Origin of the sequence: Geomonas silvestris, assembly GCF_014193515.1 — a bacterium.
GTDB lineage: Bacteria > Desulfobacterota > Desulfuromonadia > Geobacterales > Geobacteraceae > Geomonas > Geomonas silvestris.
The window spans coordinates 192,685-215,628 of the sequence record NZ_BLXX01000005.1; the positions used below are offsets into that span (position 1 = coordinate 192,685).

Sequence of the window (22,944 nt, forward strand, 5' to 3'; positions counted from 1 at the left end):
CAGCCTTTAGGAGTTTTCGTGTACGGAAAAATAGAGAAGATCCATTTCGTCGGCATCGGCGGCATCGGCATGAGCGGCATCGCCGAGGTGCTCTTGAACCTGGGCTACAAGGTATCCGGCTCCGACCTGCGCGCCTCGGAGATCACCGAGCGGCTGGCCGGGTTGGGGGGCGAGATCTACTTTGGCCACGCCAAGGAAAACCTGAAAAACGTCGACGTGGTGGTGATCTCCTCCGCGGTGCACGACGACAACCCCGAGGTGGTCGAGGCGCACCTGAACCTGATCCCGGTCATCCCGCGCGCCGAGATGCTCGCCGAGCTCATGCGCATGAAGTACGGCATCGCGGTGGCTGGCACCCACGGCAAGACCACCACGACCTCCATGGTGGCGACGCTCCTCTCCAAGGGGGGGATCGACCCGACCATCGTGATCGGAGGGCGCTTGAACTCCATCGGCACCAACGCGCGCCTGGGGCAGGGGCAGTTCCTGGTGGCCGAGGCGGACGAGTCGGACGGCTCCTTCCTGCTCCTGTCGCCGACCATCGCCGTGGTCACCAACATCGATGCCGACCACCTGGACTTCTACAGCGGCATCGAGGAGATCAAGGACACCTTCGTCGAGTTCATCAACAAGGTCCCCTTCTACGGGCTGGCGGTCCTCTGCCTCGATAACCCGAACGTGGCGGAGATCCTCCCCAAGGTGAAGAAGCGCTTCACGAGCTACGGCCTCTCGGCCCAGGCCGACTTCCGCGCCACCGAGGTGAAACTCTCCGGCTTCTCGACCAGCTTCGTCGCGCACCACAAGGGGACCCGCCTGGGCGAGATCTCCTTCGCCATGCCCGGCGCCCACAACGTCTTGAACGCCCTCGCCGCCATCGCGGTCGCCATGGAACTCGACGTCCCGTTCGAGACGATCCAGGCGGGCTTCGCAGCCTTTGGCGGAGTGGGACGCCGCTTCCAGATGAAAGGCGGCGCCAACGGCGTCATGGTGGTCGACGACTACGGCCACCATCCGACCGAGATCCGCGCCACCCTGGCAGCCGCCAAATCGGGATGGGACCGCCGCCTGGTCGTCGCGTTCCAGCCGCACCGCTACTCGCGCACCAAGGAACTCTTCGAGGAGTTCGTCACCGCGTTCCACGACGCCGACGTCTTGCTCCTCACCGACATCTACCCCGCGGGCGAGGCCCCTATCGAAGGGGTAACCGCCGAAGCGCTCAGCACCCGGATCCGCAGGCACGGGCAGAAGGACGTCACCTGGATCTCGGACCGCGAGGCGCTCTACCAGCACCTGGAGCAGGTGCTGCAGCCGGGCGACATCCTGCTCACCCTGGGTGCCGGTAACATCTGGCAGGTGGGCGAGGTGATGCTGGAGCGGCTGGCTGCCAAGGGAGAGCAGTAACCTTGACCGGCGGTCTGGAAACCGTGCTGGCCGGGCTGCGCGGCGACGCCAAAAGAAACGAGCCGATGGCGCGCCACAGCTCGCTCAAGGTGGGCGGTCCGGTCGACCTCTACCTGGAGCCGGCGGACCTAATCGACCTGCAGAACGCCCTGGCCGTGTTGCACAAGGAAAAGATCCCCTACTTCGCGGTGGGGGGCGGCTACAACCTCCTGGTCCGCGACGGCGGATTCCGCGGCTGTGCCGTATCCCTGAAACGCCTCGATGAAGTGACGCCGCTCCCCGGGCTGCGGCTGGAGGTCGGTGCGGGGGTGATCAACGGAAGGCTCTGCAAGGTAGCAGCCGAACACTCCCTGACCGGTGTCGAGTTCCTGGTCGGCATCCCCGGCAGCTTCGGCGGCGCGCTCACCATGAACGCCGGCGCCCACGGAGGCGAGACGCTCAAGCGGGTGGAGAGCCTGGTGACCGTGCGCGGCGGCAAGGTGCTCAGCAGAGTGCGCGACGATCTCGACTTCGGTTACCGCTACCTCACCCTGCAACCCGGGGAGGTCGTGGTCGGCGCGACGCTGCAGTTGGAGCAGGGGGAGCGCAGCAGCATAGAAAAAACCATGGCGGATTTTCTGGCGCACCGCGGAGGGGCGCAGATGGTCGGCTTTCCCAATGCCGGCTCGTTCTTCAAGAACCCGCCGGGGCAGCAGGCCTGGCAGCTCATCGACCTGGCCGGCCTGCGCGGGTGCCAGGTAGGCGGCGCGCAGGTCTCCGAGGTACACACCAACTTCCTGGTGAACCGCGGCGGCGCCAGCGCGGGCGATTTCCTGAAACTGGCGGCGCTCATCAAGGAGAAGGTGCTCGCACAAAGCGGCATCGAGCTGCAGGAAGAAGTCCGGATCGTCGGGGAAGACTAACGATACGAAGGAATACGAACATGACGCTTGAGGAGCTTAAAAAGAAGAAGATCGGTGTCCTGATGGGCGGGCTTTCCGCCGAGCGCGAGGTCTCTTTGAAAAGCGGCGGCGCAGTGCTCGCCACCCTGAAGGCCAAGGGGTACCGGGCGGTTGGCATCGACGTGAACCGCGACCTTCCGGGCCAGCTCTCGGCCGATGCAATCGAAATCGCCTTCGTTGCCCTGCACGGCCGCTTCGGCGAGGACGGATCGGTCCAGGGTGTCCTGGAGCTCATGGGCATCCCCTACACCGGCTCCGGCGTCTTGGCCAGCGCGCTCGCCATGGACAAGGTCTTCTCGAAGATCGTCTTCCGCTCCGCAGGGCTCACCGTCGCTCCCTACCAGGTGCTGCGCCGCGGCGAGAAGCGCCCGCTCTCCTTCGCGGTTCCCGCGGTGGTGAAGCCGGCCCGCGAAGGATCCTCGGTCGGGGTCAGCATCGTGAAGGATCCCGCCGACATGGACGCCGCCCTCGACGAGGCCTTCCGCTACGACGACCAGGTGCTGGTGGAGCGCTTCATCGACGGCCGCGAGGTGCAGGTAGGCATCCTGCACGGCAAGGCGCTGGGCGCCATCGAGATCGTTCCCAAGAACGAGTTTTACGACTTCGAGGCGAAGTACACCCCCGGCATGGCGGAGCACATCCTGCCGGCCAGGCTGCCGGCCCAGATCTACGCCGAGGTCCTCAACGCCGGCGAAGTCGCGCATGCTGCCTTGAGCTGCGACGGCTACAGCCGGGTCGACTTCCTGGTGACCGAGGCGGGCGAGGCCTACATCCTCGAGGTGAACACGCTTCCCGGGATGACCGACCTAAGCCTCCTTCCCGAGATCGCCCGAGGGGCCGGGATCGACTTCCCGGAACTGCTCGAGCGGATCCTGCTCGGTTCGGGGCTTAAGATTTAAATTCGCCGGAGACGTTAAAAACAATTGACAATCGGCAATCGAAAGTGTGAAAACAGTCAGTTATTATCCGGCAGACGGTCGGGGAGATTTACGGTAATCCATGCGCGACCTACACGTCAAAAATAAGCGCCAAGCTCCGCAAAACCGGGTGAAGAAAGCACCCAAACAGCGGAAGCCGATCAACTGGCGCCCGATCCTTACCTGGCTATCCCGGGGGATCGGAGGGGCGGCGCTCGTTGGCGCGCTCGTTTTCGGCAGCGTGCAGCTTTACCGTCTGGTGTCACGCACGACCTTCCTGTGCCTGGAAACCATCGAGGTGTCGCAGCTCACCCGCCTCTCGCGCAGCGAGATCGTCGCGCTCGCCGGGGTAAAGCCGGGCGACGCCATGCTCGGCATCAAGCTTAAGGAAATAGCGGAAGAACTCTCCAAGAACCCGTGGATCGAGAAGGTCCAGGTGCAGCGCTTCTTCCCGCACACCCTCTCCATCAGGCTCGCCGAGCGCACGCCGCGTGCGGTCGCCAACGTCGGCTGCCTCTACTACGTGGACACCAAGGGCGAGCTCTTCAAGCCGCTCATGGAGGGGGACCAGCTCGACTACCCGCTCATCACCGGGCTCAGCGAGCAGGACGTGCAGAGCGATCCCAACGGGAGCAAGGAGGCGCTCAAGGACGCGCTGGCGCTCATCGACAGCCTCAAGGCCGGCCGCGTGTTCAGCCTCGAGGACGTCTCCGAGATCCACTACGACAAGGGCTACGGCTTCACCCTGTTCACCATGCAGGGGGGAGTCCCGGTGAAGCTCGGCAACGGTGGCTTCTCCGACAAGCTGGCGCGCCTGGGGAACATCTACCGGGACCTCAAGCCCCAGATGCAGGCGTTGGACTACATTGACCTGGATTACAGTGACAAGATCATAGTGAAAAAAGCGTAGTAACAAGGGGGGAGCATGTCCGGCAAAAGGGATAATCTGATCGTAGGTCTCGACATCGGCACGACCAAGATCTGCGCCATCGTGGGGAACCTGACCGAGGACGGCCTCGACATCGTCGGGATCGGCACCAGTCCGTCGAAGGGGCTCAGGAAAGGCGTGGTGATCAACATCGAAAGCACCGTCGCGTCGATCAAGAAGGCGATCGAGGAGGCGGAGCTCATGGCCGGCTGCGAGATCAAGTCGGTCTACGCGGGGATCGCCGGCGGACACATCAAAGGGTTCAACTCCCAGGGCGTCATCGCCATCAAGAACCGCGAGGTCTCCCCCGAGGACGTGAAACGCGTCATCGAAGCGGCCAAGGCGATCGCCATCCCGATGGACCGCGAGGTGATCCACATCCTCCCCCAGGAGTTCATCATCGACGACCAGGACGGCATCCGCGAACCGCTCGGGATGAGCGGCGTGCGCCTGGAGGCCAAGGTGCACATCGTCACCGGCGCGGTGGCGAGCGCCCAGAACATCGTGAAGTCCTGCAACCGCGCGGGGCTCGAGGTCGCCGACATCGTGCTCGAGCAGCTCGCCTCCTCCGAGGCGGTGCTCTCGGCCGACGAGAAGGAACTGGGTGTGGCGCTCGTCGACATCGGCGGCGGCACCACCGATATCGCCATCTTCGTGGACGGCGCCATCAAGCACACCTCGGTGCTCTCCCTGGGCGGCAACCACCTCACCAACGACATCGCCGTGGGGCTCAGGACCCCGATGGCCGAGGCCGAGCGCATCAAGCAGAAGTACGGCTGCTGCCTCTCCTCGCTGGTCGGCAAGGACGAGACCATCGAGGTCCCCAGCGTGGGGGGCCGCAAGCCGCGCATCCTGTCGCGCCAGCTTTTGTGCGAGATCCTCGAGCCGCGCGTCGAGGAGATCTTCACCCTGGTGAACCGCGAGATCGTGAAGAGCGGCCTCGAGGACCTGATCGCCTCGGGCGTGGTGATCACCGGCGGCAGCACCATTTTGGAAGGCATGCCGGAGCTCGCCGAGCAGATTTTCAACCTGCCGGTGCGCCGTGGACTGCCGCAGCGTATTGGTGGACTGACCGACGTAGTGAATTCACCTGTTTACGCGACTGGAGTAGGCCTTGTGGTGTATGGCAGCAAAAACGTCGGTGTTCATGAATTCCCGACGGCGCAGACCGATGATACTGTCTTTCGCAGGGTGACCAGAAGAATGAAGGAATGGTTCGGAGAGTTCTTCTAAAAAAACGTCTTTTGACGGCATTTTGAGCTTCCAATCGTCGGCAAAAACCTGTATAAAAACGCCTAATATAGATTATCCGCCGGGGGGCGCGACAAAAAGGGGAGGGCGAATATGTTTCAGTTCGATGAAAGTATCGACCAGAGTGCAAAGATAAAGGTCATAGGTGTCGGTGGTTCCGGTGGCAACGCCGTTAACACCATGATCGCATGCGGCGTGACCGGGGTCGATTTCATCGTTGCTAATACCGATGCTCAGGCGCTTCGCATGTCGAAGTCGCCCGTGAAGATCCAGCTCGGAGCCCAGTTGACCAAGGGCCTCGGCGCCGGCGCGAACCCCAACGTGGGGCGCGACGCTGCCTTAGAGGACAAGGAGAAGCTGGCCGAGGCGCTCAAAGGCGCCGACATGATCTTCATCGCAGCCGGTATGGGCGGCGGCACCGGTACCGGCGCGGCTCCCGTCATCGCCGAGGTGGCCCGCGAGCAGGGTGCCCTCACCGTCGGCGTGGTGACCAAGCCGTTCACCCGCGAAGGGCGTCAGCGCCTGGCCAAGGGTGAGGACGGTATCAAGGAGCTCAAGAAGCACGTCGACTCCCTGATCGTGATCCCCAACGACCGTCTGCTCGGCCTGGCCGGCAAGTCCATGTCCATCCTGGACGCCTTCAAGCCCTCCGACGACGTGCTGCGTCAGGCGGTGCAGGGTATCTCCGACCTGATCACCCAGTCCGGCCTGATCAACGTCGACTTTGCCGACGTGAAAGCCATCATGAGCGAGCGCGGCATGGCGATGATGGGCATCGGCCTGGGGAACGGCGAAAACCGCGCCATCGACGCTGCAGTCCGCGCCATCTCGAGCCCGCTGCTCGAGGACATCGACATCTCCGGCGCCAAGGGGGTCCTGGTCAACATCTCCGGTTCCGCCTCCATGACCATGGACGAGTTCGACGCGGCGAGCAAGATCATCCACGAGAAGGTGCACGAGGACGCCAACATCATCATCGGTCTGGTGATCGACGAGAGCCTCGGAGAGACCATCAAGATCACCGCCATCGCCACCGGCTTCGGCGACCGCTTCGATCTCGAGAAGGGGCGTCACGAGATGAAGAACGTGGCACCGCTCGTCAAGCAGACCGAGATCAACCGCGAGATCCCGACCTTCATCCGCGAGAAGCAGCAGCGCGACACCCGCACCAGCAACCGCAACAGCTTCATGATGGAAGACGAGGACCAGTACGACATCCCGACCTTCCTCAGGAAGTCGGTCGACTAAGGTCGAGTTTGAGCCTAGCTGAAAAGCCCGGTCCCCCGAAAGGGAGGCCGGGCTTTTTTTGTATCGCGGAGGTTTCCGAGAAGGATTTGCGGTTGACGCTGAAATGACTCAGATGATATACGTGCATATACACGCATAGTTCAAGGACACGAGACATGAAAATACCCAACCAGAACCCCAGCATCTGCAGCTGCGTCAATCTGCGCCGGGCCTCGCGGGCGATCACCCGGATCTACGACAAGGCCCTGGAGCCGGTCGACCTGAAGATCACCCAGTACTCGGTCCTGGCCAACGTGGCGCGCTCGGGCCCCTTGAGCAGCAGTAACCTCGCCAGGATCCTCAGGCTGGACCGCACCACCCTGGTGCGCAACCTGAAAAGCCTTGAGGCGGCCGGCTTCATCGAGGAGCACCCAGAGGTCACCGACCCGCGGGAGCGCGCCATCCGCATCACCGAGGCGGGACGCCAGATGGTGGAAAAAGCGAGGCCGCTGTGGGTGCAGGCGCAACAACAGGTAGAAGATCACCTGGGAAGCGCTGCCCTGCAGCAATTAACCACCTTGGTAACCTCCCTGGAAACCCTTTCCGATCACATCGCTTGAACTATATGGAGGAATCCCCGTGGCACATCATGACGACGTAACCAGTTACCAGAACCCGCCGCCGGAAAAAGGGCGCCGCCTGCACTACGCCTGGTTCGTAGCCGCCATCACCTTTGTGACCCTGCTCACCGTCGCGGGGATCAGGTCCACACCCGGGGTGCTCATCGTTCCGCTTGAGCACGAGTTCGGCTGGTCGCGCGCCACCATCTCCATCGCCATCTCGGTGAACCTGTTGCTCTACGGTCTCATGGGCCCCTTTGCCGCCGCCTTCTACGACAAGATCGGGGTCAGGCGCACCATGGCCATCGCGCTCACCCTGCTCACCGTCGGCGTCAGCGCCACGACCCTCATGACCCGCCCCTGGCACATGGCGCTCATCTGGGGGGTGCTGGTCGGCTGCGGCGCCGGTATGCTCACCAACAGCCTGAGCGCCACGGTCACCGCGCGCTGGTTCCGGAAGGGGCAGGGGACCGTGATGGGGGTACTGACCGCCAGCGTCGCGACGGGACAACTCCTCTTTCTCCCCTACCTGGCGTCACTCACCGAAACCAAGGGGTGGCGCAGCGCCGCCTTGCTCATCGCCTGCGCCGCGCTGGCCATTCTCCCCCTGGTGCTGCTCGTCATGCGCAACTATCCCGAGAGCATCGGCCTCAAGCCGTACGGAGCACCCAAGGACGAACCGGACCAGACCCTGCTGCGTCCTACCGGCAACCCCTTCAAGGTCGCCATTAGCGGGTTGCAGCGCGGGTTGCACTCCCGGGACTTCTGGCTTTTGGCGGCAAGTTTCTTCGTCTGCGGGGCGAGCACCAACGGGCTTATCGGCACCCACCTCATCCCGGCCTGCGTCGATCACGGCATCCCCGAGGTGCAAGCCGCCGGGCTGCTCGCCATGATGGGGGTTCTCGACCTGGTCGGTACTACCCTGTCGGGGTGGCTTTCCGATCGCTACGACAGCCGCAACCTGCTCTTTTGCTACTATGGCCTGCGCGGGCTCTCCCTGATGGGGCTCCCCTTCGCGCTGGGCGGGCCGCACTGGAGCCTCACCGCCTTCGCCATCTTCTACGGCCTCGACTGGATCGCCACGGTGCCCCCCACCGTCCGGCTCACCGCCGACTCCTTCGGCAGGGAGAACGTCGGCGTGATGTTCGGCTGGATCTTCGCGAGTCACCAAGTAGGTGCCGCGCTCGCCGCCACCTTCGCCGGCACGGTGCGCACCTACCTGGGCGACTACCTGGTTGCCTTCCTGCTGTCGGGTGTCATCTGCCTGCTCGCCGCGGGCCTGGTCCTGCGTATCAACAAGGCAGCGCTGCCCGGGATACCGGCAGAAGCGACCAACTAGCCGGCACCGGGAATGACGTCCCCGGGTAACCGGGATGGGGCCGGCGGCAACTCCGGCCCTTCGCTGTTTTTGCAGGAGCGTTACGTCATATAACGAAAATTGGCAGGGGTTCTGCTCTCCCACGTGTGCACGTGCTTCTATCCTAACGCGCGCAGAATCAAAGGCTTGTGTGTATCGATGAAGGTACGTCATATTGTGGCATGTAAGTTGTAACACTACAGCATCAAGGTGTACTGGATTTACGGTCAAACCCTTTCATGTTGCATTTGATGAGGTACTGCAATGACAAAGGACACTCTGCACGGCACAGGCATACAGAAATGCGAGTGCACGGCTCCCGACGAACAGGAGTCCTGCAACTGCGCTTGCGAAAATGACAGCACTCCCACCACGCACAATGACAAGCTGATCGACTTCAAACAGCGCAGCAGCGAACTGCGCAAGAAGGGACTGCTCTCCTCGTCGGTCTCCGCGTTCGAGGCAACCCGCGCTCTCGCCTTCGGGATCATGTACCTGACCGGCGAGGGGGTGGTGCGCGACACCGCGAGAGCTGCCGAATTCCTCGCCACCGCGGCAAAGGGAGGAATCTCCCAGGCCAAGCACGAACTGGCCAAACTGCACCTGGAGGGGGTGGCGGTCCCCTACGATCCGGATTACGCCCGCCTGCTTCTCGAGGGCGCCTCCGACGACGAATACCTCCCCAGCACCGTCTATCTGGCCGAGATGTACCTGTTCGGTAAAAACGGCCCGAAAGACATCGAAGCGGCCCTGGAACTGCTCTATGTCGGCGCGGCCAAGAGCGACCCGGCAGCCATGTACTACCTGGCGCTCATCTACGACAAGGAGGCTGAGTACCAGAACTCCTTCGAAGCCGCTTACTGGTACCGCCGCGCCGCCGAGTACGGCCACTTCAAATCGCAGATCAGGCTGGCGTCGCTCTACGCGATGGGGCAGGGCGTGCCGCAGTGCCCTGAGACCGCCCAAGCCTTCCTCGAAGTGGCCCAGGAGTCGCTCGAAGAGCAGGACCCGCGTTTTCTGCTCTGGCAGGGCGAGCATTTCGTGGCCCAGCCGGAGACCGAGTTCCTGGCCCAGGCCCTCATCCAGGCCGCCGCCGACATGCACCATACCCCGGCCCAGCGTGTGCTGATGCAGCGGGGCTGGAGACGCTAATCACTTCAGGTACGGTGACCCGCTACAGTCATGTTTTGTTCCGCTCGCCCCCTCGGTCCGCCGTGGGGGCATTTTTTTGCCGGTCCGTCATTCGTCCAGAAAGCCGACCCATTTCACCCGCAACGTCGCCACGCCGAACTCCACCTCGACGATCCCCTTGATGAGGTAGGGCCTGCGCTGGGAGAGCTTGCGGCAAAACCTCGCGTAGACATCGGGGAAGAAGGTGGCGTCGAAGATGGCGCTCACGTCCTCGAACGAGACGAACTCCATCGGCCTGCCGCGCTTGTCCTCCACCATCTTGGTGGTGATCCACCACCCCACCATGGTCACCCACTTCCCCGCGTAGTCCATCATCTCGGCCCCCTTGATGGGGCGGTGCCTGAGCCAGGCCTCCTTGTACAGGGTAAGCGGGTGGCGCGAGACCAGAAACCCGAGGCTCTCGGTCTCCTGGCGCAGTACCTGGCGTGCGTCGTAGGGGGGCGGGGCGGGGAGCTCGGTCTGCTGCTCGAAGAGGAGCCCCGTCGTCTGCTGCTGGGAGTGCAAGAGTTCCCACAAGAGCGCCGGACGCCGCTTAAGCCCCTCGATACTGTCGAAGCATCCCGCCTTGATGAGCCGCTCGCCGTCCACCCTGGTCACCTTGACCCGTGCCAGGAAGTTTTTGAAGGAGCTGAACCTGCCGCGTTCGCGCTCCTTCAAGAGCTTTTCCGCCCCGTCCCGGGTCAGCCCGTCGATCTGCATGAGCCCTACCCTGAGGCCCTGCCCCGCACCGGTGTACGGGTAGTCGCTGTCGTTGACGTCCGGCGGCAGGATGGCGAGCCCGAGCCGCCGGGCCTCCGAGATATAGGCGAAGGCGGAGTAGTAGCCACCCTGGTTCGAGATGACCGCTGCCATGAAGGGGGCCGGGTGGTGAGCCTTCATGAAGGCCGCCTTGCCGCTTAGGAGCGCGTAGCTCGCGGAGTGCGGTTTGCAGAAGGAGTAGCCGGAGAAGGAGAGGATCTGCTCCCAGATCTCGGCAAGGACCGGTTCCGTTACCCCGCGCGCGACGCCCCCCGCGAAGAACTTGACGCGGTAGTCGGCAAGGCGCTTCTCGCGGTGTTTCTTGGTGATGATCTTGCGCAGCTGGTCCCCCTCATAGGCGGAGAAACCGGCGAGTTCCATGGCGATCTGGGTGATCTGCTCCTGATAGATGGCGATCCCGAACGTCTCGTCGAGGACGCTCTCCAAAAGCGGGTGCAGGTGGCTCCAAGGCTTCCCCTGCACCCGCGCGACGTACTCCTGGATGAAGCTGTTGGCGGCCGGCCGGATGATGGAGGAGGCCTGCACCAGCACCTCGAAGAGGTCCAGCCCGAAGGTTGCACTGGTGGCCGTACTGCTCCAGATCTTGCGCAGCAAAAGCCGGATCGAGGGGGATTCGAGGTAGAAACAGCCGATGGTAAGTCCGCGGCGCAGGATCTCCTGGGTCTTTGCGTCCTCGAGCGGGCGCCAGGAGGCGTAATCGATCGCGCCGTCCCCCTCTTTTTTCACGGCGGCCATGGCGTCGCGGATCACGGCCAAGGAACGGTTCCCAAGGATATCGATCTTCACCAGCCCGGAGTCCTCCGCCTGGTCCTTCTCCCACTGGATGAGCGGCAGCCCCTTGCGCGAGAGCTCGACCGGGACGTACTTGCGGATCTCGTCCGGGACGATGACCAGGCCGCCGCAGTGCAGCGAAAGGTGGCGCAACTGTCCTCCCAGGCGCTGGGCGGTGTCGATAATCTCCTGCCAGTCCGCAGAGATCCGCTCCCCCTTGAACAGCGGGTGCGACGTGATGGCGGCCGCCGTCTGCTCCGATTTCCAGAAACCGGAGACCCGCTCGGTCATCTCCTTGATCTCGTAGTCCGGCAGCCCGTACACCTTGGCCACCTCGCGCAGGGCGGAGCGCCCTTTGAATCCGACGTGGTTGGAGACCATGGCGGCGCGCTGGGCGCCGTAGCGGGCGAAGGCGAAATCGAGGATGGCGTCGCGCTCGTCCCAGGGGAAATCGATGTCGATGTCCGGCGGGTCGGTGCGCCCTTCGTTCAGGAAACGCTCGAAGAAGAGGTTGTGGCGGATCGGGTCGACGTGGGTGATCCCCAGGCAGTAGGCGACCAAAGAGGCGGCGGCACTCCCCCGGCCGCAGGTCCGCTCCGACTGTTTGGAGATCTCCTCCACCACCAGGAAGTAGTGCGCGAACCCCTTGTCGCGGATGATGCCGAGCTCCTTGGCAAGCCGGGTCTCTGTCTTCTCGTCGAGACAGCCGTAGCGCCAGAGCGCCCCCTGATGCGCGCGGCGCTGCAATTCCAAAAAGGCGCTGTCGTTCCCCAGGTCGCGGAAGGCAGGGAATATGGTGCGGGAGAAATCCCACTCGTTGCGGCAGAGTTCCGCGACGTGGAGGGTGTTTTCCAGCGCCTCGGGGCAGTGCGGGAAGAACTCAGCCATACGCTGCGCCGGGAAGAGCAGGTCGGCATCGCAGGCGCTCTCTTCCTGCTTCAGGCGGGAAAGCTTGCTGTTCAGGTGGATGGCCCGCAGCACGCGATGCAGGTGAAATTCGCCGCGGTCGAGCATGAGTGCCCGCGCCGTGGCGACCGGCGGGAGGTTCAGGTCGCGCGCCAGGGCGAGCGAGCGGTGCAGTGCGTGCCCGGGGGAGAGTTCCACGAAGAGCGCGGCCGGCGACTGGCGTTTCAGGGCAGTGACGAGTTTGGCGTCGTCGCTCGCGACGACCACGTTGTGACGGTACTCGGTAAGCGCCTGGATCAGGTCGAACTCTCGGCGGCAGTGCAGGTCGGATAAAAGGCGCGAGATGTTGGCGTAGCCTTCTTCGTTGCGGGCCAAGAGAACCGCGCGATGTCGCTCGGTCACCGCCTCGGTCCCGATGAGCGGCGTGATGCCGGTCTCCTGGGCCGCCTGCAAAAAGCGGGGGATGACGTAGAGACCGTTACGGTCGGTGAGTGCGAGGCTCTGGTAGCCAAGAGCCCGAGCCGAAGCGCAGAGCCGCTCCGGGGAATGCAACCCCCAGTTGGGCGACAGCGCAGAGTGGACGTGCAGATGGACGAACATGGATGTGACCTTTGCGATGATGACGTGCGGCAAGGGGAATAATCAGCTCTGCCGTGAATCTTCTGAAAAGCGTGGACAGCGACGTTGTTTCCTCGAAGCGTGGCTGGTGACCTCTCGTCCTCCCCTTAGCGAAGGGGAGATAGAGGGGATTCGATTCAGGTTGCTACCACTTCTCGTTTGCCACAGGGCTAAATCCTCCCCCTTCGCAAAGGGGGGGGCGCGGCAACGGCCCCAATTCTTCGTGGCCCGAGAGTCAGAGTGCCGAGGCCTCTAGGAAGAACCTTGCAAAATTGGAGGGCTATTCTTCCCGGGTCAGTTCTTGGTGACCGTCATGTACTTGCAGCGTTCCGGGTCCCACGCCGGCGCAGGGCCGCTCATGGACAGCTGCTCGCGGCGCGCCGGGATCCCTTTCCCCCAGCGGACCGAGGACTCGCCGTACTTGGCGCGCAGCTGGTCCAGGGTCTCCTGCAGGTCGACCTGCTTTTGCGAGCGCACCGGCGTGGCAGGGGCGAAGAGTTCCAGCTGCGCGGCCGCTGCAGCCACCTGGTCGCAGGCAAGGCGTAGCCCCCGCACGCGCTGGCGCCTTTTGCAGGTGGCAAAGAAGAGCTCCTCGGCGAGGTCCAGAAGCTCCAGGTCGAGCGAGAGCGGCACCGATGCGGACCGTTTCCCCTCCTCGGTCACGCCGTCGACGTAGCTTACGACCAGCGATACGGTGTGCGCCTCCTTGCCCATCCGGCGCAGCCTCAGCCCGCACCCCTCCACCAGGCGCAAGAGTTCGCTCAAAATCACCGCGTCGTCGTTCTCGTCTTGGCCCAGGAACCCTTCCTCTACGATCTCGGTGCTCAAGCGGGGAGGCTGGACGGGAGTGCGGTCGATGCCGCAGGCGCGGTCGTGTAAAAGCGGCGCGAAGGGGCCGACCGCGAGGCGCAGCTGCGGCACCGAAAGTTCGGCCACCTGTTCGACCCGCTGCAGGTTCAGATCGCGCAAGAGCAGCGCCTGGCGCGCACCCCCCACGCCCGGGAGCACCTTGACGGGGAAGGGGGCCAGGAAGCTGCGCTCTGCGCCGTGGAAGACGTCGAAGACACCCGGCTGTTCCATGGCGTCGGCCGCCACCCGCGACACCAGCTTGTTGCCGCCGGTACCCGCCATGGCGGAGAGCCCCATGTCCCGCGCGATGCGGCGCTCCAGCCGGCTCGCCACGTCGCGGGCCGGACCAAAGAGCCGGCGCGAGCCGGTCAGGTCGAGGTAGACACGCCCAAGACCCGACTCTACGACCGGGGTGAACTCGGCCGAGAGCTCGGTGAGCGCCCGGCTCCCCTTGGTCAAAAGGTGCGGGTCGGGTGGAATGACGATGAGCGACGGGCAGCTCTTGCGCGCCTGGAAGATGGGTGTGCCGGCATGGACCCCTTCCGCCGCAGCCTCGCTTGACACGCACTGCAGCAGGGCGCGCTCGGAGTTGAGCGGCGCCACGGCAACCGGTCTCCCCCGCAGCTGCGACTGGAGCACGCGGGCCAGGGCGATGGGAAAAGCTGGTACGGTAAGGTGCAAGATATGCCGGTCCACGTGTGCTGCCTCGACAATGTGCTGATCTACAAGGTTTTTGCCTTCTGACCTAGAGATACCATTTGATAACCATTGTGTGTCAACAGTTTTTCCGGGGGCATGAGGACGTTTGGCGGGTCGGGAGATGCGAAAAAAGCCGCCTACCGGATCGGCAGGCGGCTCAGGGGGAGCGGGGCGGGTACGGGGCTACAGGAGCTTTTTCGCGGCGGCGATGACGGCGGCGTAGTCCGGCTCCTGGGTCACCTCGGGGACGTGCTGGATGTAGCGGATCACGTTCTGCTTGTCGATGACGAAGATCGAGCGGGAAAGGAGCTTCAGTTCGTCGATGAGGACGCCGTAGGCGGTGCCAAACGAGCGGTCGCGGTAGTCGGAAAGGGTCACCACCTTGTCGATGCCGGCGGCGCCGCACCACCTTTTCTGCGCGAAGGGGAGATCCTGGCTGATGGTCAAGACCACCACGTCACCCGGAAGCGCCGCGGCTTCCTGATTGAAACGCCGCGTCTCGGTGTCGCACACCGGGGTGTCCAGCGAAGGGACGGCGCTGATGATCTTCACCTTCCCCTGGTAGCTGGCGAGCGTCACCGGTGCCAGACCGTTGTCGACCACGGAAAACTCGGGAGCGGCAGCGCCGACCTGAAGCTCCGGCCCTACCAGCGTTATCGGATTACCTTTGAACGTGACTTTAGGCATTGGTTCCTCCTGCAATTTTTGCACAAAGCCTACGGCAATTCCCGACGATTGCAAGCAGCAAAGGCGGCTTTTCTGGATCAACCCAGACTCTAGAAGCGTTTTTGCCACAGGAAAAGGCATCTGCTGCAGACGTTGCGGAAAAAGAGGGGACCAGAGTCAGTCGTGTTTCCTAGGCGACAAAGCGTGTGAGCTTCTAGCGGCACTCCGCGCAGGATGTGCCGCTCGACGACCTGAAGAGAGGGTAAAACGCGTGCTCCAGTTACAGTGGGGAGTTCGGCAGGTTCAGCGAGGCGATCATCTTCTTGAGTTCGGAGACCTTGTAGGGCTTCTGCAGGAAACCCGCGAGTCCCTTGCCGGCGAACTTCTGGGTCACCTCGTGCTCGTTGTAGCCGCTGGTCATGATCACCTTCACCTGGGGATCGAGCTTGCGCAGTTCGCGGTAGCACTGCTCGCCGTCCAGGTGCGGCATGGTGAGATCCAGGATCACGAAGTCGATGTTGGGCACCTCCCGGAAGATCTTGAGCGCCACGAGACCGTCTTCCGCCGTCACCGTCAGGAAGCCGAGTTCCTTGAGCATTTCGGAACCGATGTCGCGCACCGTCTGCTCGTCGTCCACCAGTAAAACCGTGCCCCCACCCGGCACCTCGGGTTCGGCCTCGTCACGGGGCGCAGGGTCGACGGGGCGGTCGCTGAGCGGCAACAGTATCTTCAGCGTTGACCCCTTGCCCGCCTCGCTGTAGACACGGATCGCCCCCTTGTGCCCCTTCACGATGCCGAGTACGGCGGCCATCCCCAGCCCGCGGCCGGAGAACTTCGTTGTGAAGAAGGGATCGAACAGCTTGCTCAGGGTCTCGCGGCTCATGCCGCAGCCGGTGTCCGCGACCTCCAGGTAGACGTAGCGCCCGGGTTTCGTGTTTTCGCTCAGCCAGACGTTTTGCAGGTAGTTCGCGTCGCACTCCTGGCACCCCGTGCTGATGGCGATCACCCCGTTCTCGTCGCCCAGCGCCTCGGAGGCGTTGATCACCAGGTTCATCACGATCTGGCGGATCTGGGTGGCATCGACCTCCACTGCGGGGAGCGGGCGGGTGAGGTTCAGGCGCAACCGCGCCTTCTTGGTCACCGAGACCTCGAGCATGTGCACCATCTCCTCCAGGAGGATGTTGAGGTCGAGGTGCTCGACCACGAACTTCCCTTTGCCGGAGTAGGCGAGCATCTGCTTGGCGAGATCCGCGGCCCGCGCCGAGGCCTTCTCGATCTGGCGCAGGTTCTCCACCGCGGGAGACTCCTTGGTGATGCGCATCAGGGCAAGGTCCGCGTTGCCGATGATGGACATGAGGATGTTGTTGAAATCGTGGGCGATACCGCCTGCCAGGACCCCCAGGCTTTCCAGCTTCTGGGCGTGCAGCATCTGCTCTTCCAGGCGCCGGCGCTCGTCCTCGGCCTGCTTGCGCTCCGAGATGTCGTGCATTACCGCGACGAATTCCAGGTTGCCATGGGTGCCGGTGAGCGGCGAGATGGAGAGCTCGGCGCTGAACCGCCCCCCCTCCTTCTTGCTGCAGAGCACCTCGCCGCGCCAGTGCGACCCCGCGGTGATGGTCTCCCAGAGCTGGGCGTCCGGAGCGAGTTCGGCGGCGCTCTCCAGCAGCATCCGGAAGTCCTGGCCGAGGACCTCGTCTTTGCGGTAGCCGGTTACTTCGCTAAAGCGCGGGTTACTGTAGGTGACCGCTCCCCGTGCGCTGGCGATCAAGACGAGATCGCTGCTCTGCTCGATGACGCTCGAGAGCTTGCCGATGAAGTCGTTTTGCGCCTTGAGTTGCCGCTCCATGGTGATGCGCGCCACGCAGTCGTCGATGGAGTCGAACAGCGCCGAGAACTCGATCGGCTTCAGCATGTAGCGACTGATACCGATGCGCACCGCGTCGATGAGAAACAGGGTCTCGCTGATGGCGGTGGCCGCGATGATCTTGGCGCCCGGGTCGAGCTCCTTGATCTGGGCCGCCATCTGGATGCCGTTCATCTCGGGCATATTGACGTCGGTGATCACGATGTCCGGGCGGTGCTGCCGGAAAAGGTCCAGTCCGATGCGGCCGTTGTGGGCCACCCAGACGCTGAAGGCGGGGTACTTGAGGGAGATGGTCTGCCTGAGCGAATCGACTGCCGATACGTCATCCTCGACAATGAGCAGCGAGATAGCTTGTACCGTGTGTTGCAGGGATTTCATAGCGAACCCTAAATAAGATTGATCAGATACGTCATAAAGACATTGTGTCGCCGGCCATTCCTGCACATTTAGTTGCTCGCCACCACGATTGAGCGGGCGGAGTCCCGAGGTTGCGACTCATTCAGTATAACAGCATACTGTATTTGGTCCAGAAGAACGTTGTTTTTGCTTGCCGGGCGATATTAGTAGCGCTTATAACGTATTACCTAATAGAATGCAACTGGTTTAACAGCCGGGGACGCTAGTTGCAGATAAATCTCAAGGAAATACTGTGCCAGTGTTAATTATAAATCACTCTGTTTCAGCTCCTCTTGGACCGCGGATTATCAGGTAGGAGTCTCCTGCGCTGGCGAGCGGGTCTGAGACCCGAGCTTCATGCCGATCGCAAGTGCCGCAGCGGCATTGCTGGCGGCCAAGCGCAGGTTCGGGGCGGCCTGTTGCAGGGCCTCGTCCAGGGAGCAAGGGCGCGACACTGCGGCGAAAAGCGCGTCGATACCCTGGTGGCGCAGCTGGGCCGCTTCCGGCTCCAGGGAGCCCGCGATCACCAGGACCGGCTTGCCGAACCTTTTGGCGAGCAGTGCCACCCCCAAGGGGGCCTTGCCGGAAGCCGTCTGACCGTCGCAGCGTCCCTCGCCGGTGACCACCAGGTCCGCAGCTTGAAGAAGCTCCTCCAATCTGACCGCCTCGAGCACGATCTCGATCCCCGGCCGCAAGGTGGCGCCGAGCACGGCAAGGAGCGCGGCTCCCATCCCTCCGGCGGCACCGGCGCCGGGCACCTCGGCGACGGCCTTGCCCAGGTCGCGCTCGATGAGCCGCGCGAAGTGTCCCAGCGCCGCGTCCAGGCGCGCCACCATCTCGGGAGTCGCCCCCTTTTGCGGCCCGAACACCGCGCTGGCGCCTCGGGGCCCCACCAGCGGGTTGTCCACGTCGCAGGCCGCCTCGATACTGCAGCGCGCAAGCCGCGGGTCGAGGCGCGCGGCATCGATACGGGCCAACCGCTCGAGGCCGGCGCCGCCGGGGGGGATCGGGTACCCTTGCGCATCCAGCAGGTCGACCCCCAGGGCCTGGAGCATCCCCGCACCGCCGTCGTTGGTGGCGCTGCCGCCGATCCCCACCACGAGTCGGCGCGCCCCGGCGTCGAGTGCCGCCCGGATCAGCTCTCCCGTGCCGAAGCTCGTCGTTTCCAGCGGGTTGCGCCTCTCCGGGGGGACCAGGGTGAGCCCGCTCGCGGCAGCCATCTCCACGACCGCGCTGCGGTTGTCCCCCAGCAGGGCGAAGCTCGCCTCGACCGGATCCCCCAGCGGGCCGCGCACCCGGGCCGGAACGAGCCTCCCTGCAGTGGCCTGGGCGAGGGCCTCGGCGGTCCCTTCCCCCCCGTCGGCAAGCGGCACCAGGTGGTAGCGGGCCTCGGGAAAGACCTCGCGGAACCCTTCGGCCAGCGCGCGTGCCGCCTGGGGAGCCGAAAGGCTCTCCTTGAAGGCGTCCGGCGCAATGACGATGTCCATGCAACACCTCCGGCGACTGATCTGGCTCTCTCATACACCGCTCTTCGAAATAGCGCTAGTAAAATCAGCACCTCTATGCTGTAATGAGACCGCTTGTGCCTGCAGCCGACAGTTACCTATGGGCAGCCAACGAGAGAGCCGTGTCATGGAAGATAGGGATCAAGGGAAGGCCAACCCGACAAGCTGCGACGACGCCTGGTTGTGCCAGGCGAAGCCCTCCGCGGGGAGCTGTTCCCTGCTCGACAGCATCATCGATCAAAGCCCCAACCCCATCTGGATCTCGGACAGCCAGGGGACGCTGATCCGGATCAACCGCGCCTGCACCCGGCTTCTGAACATCACCGAAGCCGAGGTCGTCGGCACCTATAACATCCTCAAGGACAACATCGTCCGCGAACAGGGGCTTTTGCCGCAGGTGGAGCGCGTGTTCCGGGACGGGGAGACCGCCCGTTTCGAGATCGTCTACGACAGCTCCACCTTGAAGACCCTGGCGCTCGCCCAGACCTCACGCGTCATCCTCGACGTAACCATCTTCGCCATCCGCGACCCCCAGGGGACCATCACCAACGCCGTCATCCAGCACATCGACATCACCAGCCGCCGGGAGTCCGAGGAGAAACTGCAGCGGGCCAACCAGGAGCTGGAGTCGCGGGTCATGGAGCGGACCCGCGAGCTTACCCTGGCGAACCAGGCGCTGCGCCACGAGGTGGCCGAGCGGGCCGAGGCCGAGGCGGAGCTGCGCCTGAGCGAGCGGCGCTTCCGCACCCTGTGCGCGGCGGCCCCGGTCGGCATCTTCATGAGCGACGACCGGGGGAGGTGTGTCTACGCCAACCCCAGGCTGCAGGAGTTGACCGGGCTGAAGGCCGGCCAGCTGATGGGGAGTGGCTGGAGTGCGGCCCTGCACCCCGAGGACCGCGAAAGCACCACCGTCAAGTGGCTCGAGATCTCCGGGCAGGGAGGGACCTTCCAGCACGAGTGCCGCTTCCTGCGTGCCGGCGCGCCGGTCTGGGTGCGCGCGCTGGCGCAGCCCTTCAGGGGCAAGGACGGCAGCGTCGCTGGGTACGTCGGGGTGGTCGAGGACATAACCGAACAGCGCCACGCCCGCGAGGAGCTCCTGAAGACCCAGAAGCTGGAGTCGCTGGGTGTGCTGGCCGGCGGCATCGCCCACGACTTCAACAACATCCTCTCCATCATCCTGGGCTACATCTCGCTGGCCCGCTCGGCCGCGCACGACCCCGACCTGGTTTTGAGCCGCCTCAAGGACGGCGAGAAGGGGGTTTTGAGGGCGCGGGACCTGACTCAGCAACTGCTCACCTTCGCCCGGGGCGGCGACCCGGTGAAGCGGGCCGTGGATCTGAACGCCCTCTTGCGCGAGGCGGCGCAGTTCGGGTCGCTCGGCTCCAACGTGCGCTGCGACTTCGAGCTGAGCCCCGAGCAACTCGCCCTTGCCGCCGACGAGGGGCAGCTGAGCCAGGTGGTGCACAACCTGGTGATCAACGCGACCCAGGCGATGCCCGAAGGTGGCGTCATCACCATCCGCTCGGGGCGCGCCCGCTCCAGGGAAGGGGAAGAGCTGCTGAGCTTTTCGGTGAGCGATACCGGCACCGGAATCCCCGAATCCATCAGGGCGCAGGTCTTCGATCCCTACTTCACCACCAAGCAGGGGAGCGGGCTCGGGCTTACCAGCTGCTACTCGATCATTAAAAAGCACGGCGGCGGCATCACCTTCGAATCGCTGCCGGGAAAGGGGACGACCTTTACCGTGACCCTGCCGGCGCAGCTGCGCCAGGCCGCCTTGGAAGCCACCGGTCCGGCTCTCGAAGCCAAGGGGGAGGGGGACGTGCTCGTCATGGACGACGACCGCCTGATCCGCGAGCTTGCGGTCGAAATGCTGGAGGAACTGGGCTACCGGGCCGAGAGTGTGGCCGACGGCGCCCAGGCGGTGACCGCCTATTACAACCGGCAGCGCAGCGGCTCCCGTTACGCGGTGGTGATCATGGATCTCACCGTGCGCGGCGGCATGGGAGGGCGCGAGGCGGTGAAGGCGCTTCTTGCCCTGGACCCGCAGGTCAAGGCGGTGGTGTCGAGCGGCTACTGCGACGACCCCGTGCTCGCCAACTGCCGCGCCTACGGCTTCAAGGCCGTGCTCCCCAAGCCGTACAACCGCCAGGAGCTGGGGCGCGTCCTCGACGAGGTGCTGAAAGGGTAGGGGGCGCCCAGGCGTCCTCGTGTTTATGCGAGCTGGCAAAAGCTCATCCGGAGGAGCATGGAAACCAACCTGAAGCTCAAGCTGCTCTCCTACGACCGCGCCGGGGTGCTGGCGAGCCTCGCCACGCTGATGGCGGGGGAAAAGTTCAACATCGCGGCTCTCGACGTGGAGCGCGGCAACGGCAAAGCGACCCTCTACCTGGAGGCCGAGGGGAGCGCGGAGGGGAGCCAGCGCGTGGTGGAGCGCCTGAGCGCCCTGCCGGACCTGCTGGAGATCTCCTCGGTCCAGACCATGCCGCACGAGCAGCGCGAAAAGCGGATGCAGATCCTCCTGGACAGCGTAAGCGACGGCATCTTCTTCATCGACGAAGAGGGGAGCCTCGCGCTCATCAACCGGGTGGCACAGCAGGCGCTCGGGATCGATCCGGCACAGGCGCTGGGTAGCCGCATCACCACGCTGTCGCTTCCCGACTACACCATCCTCGAGTGCCTTTCCGGGCGCAGTTTTCTGAACCTCAAGAAGGACATCATCACCAAAAACGGCCGCCTGCAGTTCTTCGTCACCTGCAAGCCGATCACCAACAGGGAAGGGCGCATCATCGGCGCGGTCGAGATCATGAAGGACATGAAGGAGATCCGCAGCCTGGCGAACGCCGTCCTGCAGCCGCGTCAGATCACCTTCAGCGACATCATCGGCGAGAGCCGTGCGGTGAAGGACGCCATCGCCTTCGCCCAGAAGGTGGCGCGCACCGACTCCTACATCTCGATCCAGGGTGAGAGCGGTACCGGCAAAGAGCTCTTCGCCACCGCGATTCATTTCGCCAGCGGCAGAAGCGGACCCTTCGTCCCGGTGAACTGCGCGGCGCTTCCCGAGCAGCTTTTGGAGAGCGAGCTCTTCGGCTTCGTGGGGGGGAGCTTCACCGGCGCGCGCAAGCAGGGGAAGCCCGGCCTCTTCGAGCTGGCCCAGGAGGGGACCATCTTCCTCGACGAGATCACCGAACTCCCCTTGCCGCTGCAGTCCAAGCTTTTGCGGGTGATCCAGGAGAAGAGCGTGCGGCGTATCGGCGGCACCCACGAGATCGCGGTGAACGCGCGGCTCATCACCGCCACCAACAAGCGGCTCGAGCAGATGATCCGCGAGCGCTCCTTCCGCGAGGACCTCTACTACCGGATCAACGTGCTCCCCATCCACATCTCCCCCCTGCGCGAGCGCCCCGAAGACATCCCGCTCTTGGCGGAGCACTTCCTCATGCAGCTCAACTCCCTTTTGGACAAGAACATCCGCGGTTTCCAGCCCGAGGCGCTCGCCCGGCTTTCCCGGCACAACTGGCCGGGGAACGTCCGCGAGCTCAGAAACGTCATCGAGCGCGCCGCCATCCTCTGTTCCGGCGACCAGGTCGACAACGACAGCATCATGATAGGGTTTGACCTGGACAAGACCATCGCCGAGATGAAGAGCCAGGCCCATGCCACCGACGCCACCCCCACCTTGCAGGCCCGGCTGGAAAGCTTCGAGAGGCAGATCCTGGAGGAGACCCTGGCCGCCTCCCGGAGCGTGCGCCAGGCTGCGCAGCGCCTGGGGATTTCGCACACCGCGCTTTTGAAAAAGCTGAAGAAGTACGCGCCGGCCGACTCGTAGGGGGAAGCGACCGTGATCGCCATGATCGACCCACTGCTGGCGGCCTTACGTCCTCCCCTTTGCGAAGGGGAGACAGAGGGGATTTGCTGTTCGGCCTTCGTGGCGCGCGCATCGGGCAGTGACTGCCAGTAGCGAAGCCTCTCGTTTTGGAAACCTTTGGAACCGCTGGCAACCAAGGTTTCCACCTGATATCCCCATTCTTTCGCTATCTTAGCCAGATTTAACCCAATTTGCGGTAACCAAAGTTTC

16 protein-coding genes are annotated in these 22,944 nt (G+C 64.0%); 11 read left to right on the forward strand and 5 right to left on the reverse strand.

Going from position 1 to position 22,944, the window contains the following annotated elements:
* The first annotated feature begins 18 nt into the window (after positions 1-18).
* The 9 genes from murC to GMST_RS10385 all read left to right on the forward strand — a co-directional run bounded on the left by murC (position 19) and on the right by GMST_RS10385 (position 9,794).
* Positions 19-1,401: a UDP-N-acetylmuramate--L-alanine ligase gene (murC, locus tag GMST_RS10345; RefSeq protein ID WP_183354573.1), complete on the forward strand. Its 1,383-nt coding sequence runs from the start codon at positions 19-21 to the stop codon at positions 1,399-1,401.
* A gap of 2 nt (positions 1,402-1,403) precedes the next feature.
* The gene (murB, locus tag GMST_RS10350) at positions 1,404-2,303 is read left to right on the forward strand and encodes a UDP-N-acetylmuramate dehydrogenase (protein ID WP_281380025.1); all 900 of its coding nucleotides are present in this window, start codon (positions 1,404-1,406) and stop codon (positions 2,301-2,303) included.
* Positions 2,304-2,323: 20 nt separating this feature from the next.
* A complete protein-coding gene (locus tag GMST_RS10355; protein WP_183354574.1) occupies positions 2,324-3,241 on the forward strand; it encodes a D-alanine--D-alanine ligase in 918 nt (305 codons plus the stop codon).
* Between the two features lie 100 nt (positions 3,242-3,341).
* Entirely contained in the window at positions 3,342-4,169 is an 828-nt protein-coding gene (locus tag GMST_RS10360) for a cell division protein FtsQ/DivIB (protein WP_183354575.1), read from the forward strand.
* Positions 4,170-4,184: 15 nt separating this feature from the next.
* On the forward strand, positions 4,185-5,420 hold the full coding sequence (ftsA, locus tag GMST_RS10365; protein ID WP_183354576.1) for a cell division protein FtsA: 1,236 nt from the start codon (positions 4,185-4,187) through the stop codon (positions 5,418-5,420).
* 111 nt (positions 5,421-5,531) lie between these two features.
* Positions 5,532-6,686 carry a cell division protein FtsZ gene (gene ftsZ / locus GMST_RS10370; protein ID WP_183354577.1) on the forward strand — a complete coding sequence of 385 codons (1,155 nt, stop codon included), beginning with the start codon at positions 5,532-5,534 and terminating at the stop codon, positions 6,684-6,686.
* Between the two features lie 155 nt (positions 6,687-6,841).
* A complete protein-coding gene (locus tag GMST_RS10375; protein ID WP_183354578.1) occupies positions 6,842-7,285 on the forward strand; it encodes a MarR family winged helix-turn-helix transcriptional regulator in 444 nt (147 codons plus the stop codon).
* Between the two features lie 19 nt (positions 7,286-7,304).
* A complete protein-coding gene (locus GMST_RS10380; RefSeq protein ID WP_183354579.1) occupies positions 7,305-8,624 on the forward strand; it encodes an MFS transporter in 1,320 nt (439 codons plus the stop codon).
* A 282-nt stretch (positions 8,625-8,906) separates the two neighbouring features.
* On the forward strand, positions 8,907-9,794 hold the full coding sequence (locus GMST_RS10385) for a tetratricopeptide repeat protein (protein ID WP_183354580.1): 888 nt from the start codon (positions 8,907-8,909) through the stop codon (positions 9,792-9,794).
* 87 nt (positions 9,795-9,881) lie between these two features.
* Here GMST_RS10385 and GMST_RS10390 read toward each other — a convergent pair whose 3' ends face one another.
* The 5 genes from GMST_RS10390 to GMST_RS10410 all read right to left on the reverse strand — a co-directional run bounded on the left by GMST_RS10390 (position 9,882) and on the right by GMST_RS10410 (position 18,848).
* Entirely contained in the window at positions 9,882-12,869 is a 2,988-nt protein-coding gene (locus tag GMST_RS10390) for a DNA polymerase III subunit alpha (RefSeq protein ID WP_183354581.1), read from the reverse strand.
* Positions 12,870-13,181: 312 nt separating this feature from the next.
* A complete protein-coding gene (locus GMST_RS10395) occupies positions 13,182-14,432 on the reverse strand; it encodes a DNA polymerase Y family protein (protein WP_183354582.1) in 1,251 nt (416 codons plus the stop codon).
* 186 nt (positions 14,433-14,618) lie between these two features.
* Positions 14,619-15,122: a thiol peroxidase gene (gene tpx, locus GMST_RS10400; RefSeq protein ID WP_183354583.1), complete on the reverse strand. Its 504-nt coding sequence runs from the start codon at positions 15,120-15,122 to the stop codon at positions 14,619-14,621.
* Between the two features lie 259 nt (positions 15,123-15,381).
* Positions 15,382-17,343: a response regulator gene (locus tag GMST_RS10405; RefSeq protein WP_183354584.1), complete on the reverse strand. Its 1,962-nt coding sequence runs from the start codon at positions 17,341-17,343 to the stop codon at positions 15,382-15,384.
* Between the two features lie 326 nt (positions 17,344-17,669).
* Entirely contained in the window at positions 17,670-18,848 is a 1,179-nt protein-coding gene (locus GMST_RS10410) for a glycerate kinase (protein WP_183354585.1), read from the reverse strand.
* A 145-nt stretch (positions 18,849-18,993) separates the two neighbouring features.
* Between GMST_RS10410 and GMST_RS10415 the strand changes: the two genes are divergently transcribed.
* Both GMST_RS10415 and GMST_RS10420 read left to right on the forward strand, forming a co-directional pair.
* Positions 18,994-21,057: a PAS domain-containing hybrid sensor histidine kinase/response regulator gene (locus GMST_RS10415; RefSeq protein WP_183354586.1), complete on the forward strand. Its 2,064-nt coding sequence runs from the start codon at positions 18,994-18,996 to the stop codon at positions 21,055-21,057.
* A 57-nt stretch (positions 21,058-21,114) separates the two neighbouring features.
* A complete protein-coding gene (locus GMST_RS10420) occupies positions 21,115-22,695 on the forward strand; it encodes a sigma 54-interacting transcriptional regulator (protein WP_183354587.1) in 1,581 nt (526 codons plus the stop codon).
* The last annotated feature ends 249 nt before the right edge of the window (positions 22,696-22,944 follow it).

Bases quoted from the DNA above. Each gene is read 5' to 3' on its own strand.
- GMST_RS10355 (WP_183354574.1), top strand. From the start codon at position 2,324: ATGACGCTTGAGGAGCTTAAAAAGAAGAAGATCGGTGTCCTGATGGGC.
- GMST_RS10360 (WP_183354575.1), top strand. From the start codon at position 3,342: ATGCGCGACCTACACGTCAAAAATAAGCGCCAAGCTCCGCAAAACCGG.
- ftsA (WP_183354576.1), top strand. From the start codon at position 4,185: ATGTCCGGCAAAAGGGATAATCTGATCGTAGGTCTCGACATCGGCACG.
- ftsZ (WP_183354577.1), top strand. From the start codon at position 5,532: ATGTTTCAGTTCGATGAAAGTATCGACCAGAGTGCAAAGATAAAGGTC.
- GMST_RS10375 (WP_183354578.1), top strand. From the start codon at position 6,842: ATGAAAATACCCAACCAGAACCCCAGCATCTGCAGCTGCGTCAATCTG.
- GMST_RS10385 (WP_183354580.1), top strand. From the start codon at position 8,907: ATGACAAAGGACACTCTGCACGGCACAGGCATACAGAAATGCGAGTGC.
- GMST_RS10390 (WP_183354581.1), bottom strand. From the start codon at position 12,869: ATGTTCGTCCATCTGCACGTCCACTCTGCGCTGTCGCCCAACTGGGGG.
- tpx (WP_183354583.1), bottom strand. From the start codon at position 15,122: ATGCCTAAAGTCACGTTCAAAGGTAATCCGATAACGCTGGTAGGGCCG.
- GMST_RS10405 (WP_183354584.1), bottom strand. From the start codon at position 17,343: ATGAAATCCCTGCAACACACGGTACAAGCTATCTCGCTGCTCATTGTC.
- GMST_RS10410 (WP_183354585.1), bottom strand. From the start codon at position 18,848: ATGGACATCGTCATTGCGCCGGACGCCTTCAAGGAGAGCCTTTCGGCT.
- GMST_RS10415 (WP_183354586.1), top strand. From the start codon at position 18,994: ATGGAAGATAGGGATCAAGGGAAGGCCAACCCGACAAGCTGCGACGAC.
- GMST_RS10420 (WP_183354587.1), top strand. From the start codon at position 21,115: ATGGAAACCAACCTGAAGCTCAAGCTGCTCTCCTACGACCGCGCCGGG.